The organism is Arthrobacter sp. Y3223164, assembly GCF_059091005.1.
In genome coordinates this window covers 1-1,317 of sequence record NZ_JBNHGF010000568.1, presented here as the reverse complement: position 1 = coordinate 1,317, position 1,317 = coordinate 1, and the positions used below count along the sequence as shown (strand labels likewise).

Sequence of the window (1,317 nt, the reverse complement as noted above, 5' to 3'; positions counted from 1 at the left end):
AGGCGACGGCGTTTCGGGCCCTTGGCCCGTCGGGCCGCTAGTCGAGCTCGCCGCGCCGCCAGGCGACGGCGGCCGCTTCCAGATCCTCGGCGGTCTTCACGAGCCGGTGTGAATTGAGCGTCAGCTTGGTGGCATGGTTCTCGTTGGCGGACTCGGCAGAGTCGGCGTGGTGGGTCTGGCCGAGCGCGACGATCCGGCAAAAGGCCGCCGACCGGTCAAGGGCCACATCGAAATCACCGTCGAAGGCCCCGGAGAGAATCGTGTCGGCCATGGCCCGGACTTCGTCGGCGCCGGGCGGTTCAGCTACTCCGGCGATGACCTTGGACACTTCTGCCGATGCCGTCCCGGCCTTGAAATAGGCTGCCAGCTTGTCGGGATGCGACTGGGCCGCGGCGCGCAGGGCGTACAGCCGCCAGAGCGCGCCCGGCAGGGAACGGGCAGGGCTTTCAGCCCACATTTCAGCAATGGCCTCGAGCCCCTGTTGGTCTGCCAACTTGACCAGCCTCGCGGTTACCTCGGGATCGTCCGAGCCGCGCCCGCGGTGCACCAGGGCCTGAGCCGCGAGGTGGGCTGCCTCGGACACGCGTGCCGGGTCGGCACCCCCGGCGAAGTCCTCAAAATCCACCGGGGCGAAAGGCTTCGGCTTATGCGGCCGGGGGACATCGTTTCCGTTGTTCGGGCTCATGCCTCGACCTTACTCCCGCCCCTGACGCCGGTACAGAGAGGCGTGGCCCCCGGCGACGGGACGTTCCGGGGCAGCCCGGCAAGGCGCGCGCCCGGCGGATTCGGGCGGGCGGCGATGGGTGGGATAAACTGGGAACTGGCCAAATCCGACCTCGCCTGGGTTTCTACCTAGAGCAAAGCGGACCGGCTGGCGGGCCTTTAGCTCAGTTGGTAGAGCATCGGACTTTTAATCCGCGGGTCGCGGGTTCGATCCCCGCAGGGCCCACCGCGAAAGCGGCTTCGACCGGTTTGCCGGTCGGAGCCGCTTTTTTCATGGGACGCCCCCGCTTGCAGGCCGAGTCAGCCGCCCACGTCACGCAAACTTGTCCACGTTCAGGCCGAACTGTCCACGTCTTGGCTATCCTTCAGCGCGTGACCTGCGCTGATATCTACGGGCGCTCCAAAACATGGACAACGGCACGACGGCGCTTTACCCCGCCGCCCTCAATGCCTGCACCCTGCTCGACTCACGCGATCGGGCGGGCTCCAGTGCGCCGGGTAACGGCCTCGGGGGCGGCGTGGAGAAGCGCGGCCACGGGCGGTGCCGAGCGCGTAACGGCCTCCGGGGGGGGGCTTCCCGGCCGTAGAAGCCCG

1 protein-coding gene and 1 tRNA gene are annotated in these 1,317 nt (G+C 68.4%); one reads left to right on the top strand and one right to left on the bottom strand.

What is annotated here, in order from left to right:
* Positions 1-37: 37 nt before the first annotated feature.
* Complete coding sequence (locus tag AC5RUJ_RS16465; RefSeq protein WP_494001952.1) at positions 38-685, bottom strand: hypothetical protein; 648 nt, start codon at positions 683-685, stop codon at positions 38-40.
* 191 nt (positions 686-876) lie between these two features.
* On the opposite strand from AC5RUJ_RS16465, the gene AC5RUJ_RS16460 reads away from it, so the two are divergent.
* Positions 877-949: transfer RNA gene (locus tag AC5RUJ_RS16460), tRNA-Lys, on the top strand.
* The last annotated feature ends 368 nt before the right edge of the window (positions 950-1,317 follow it).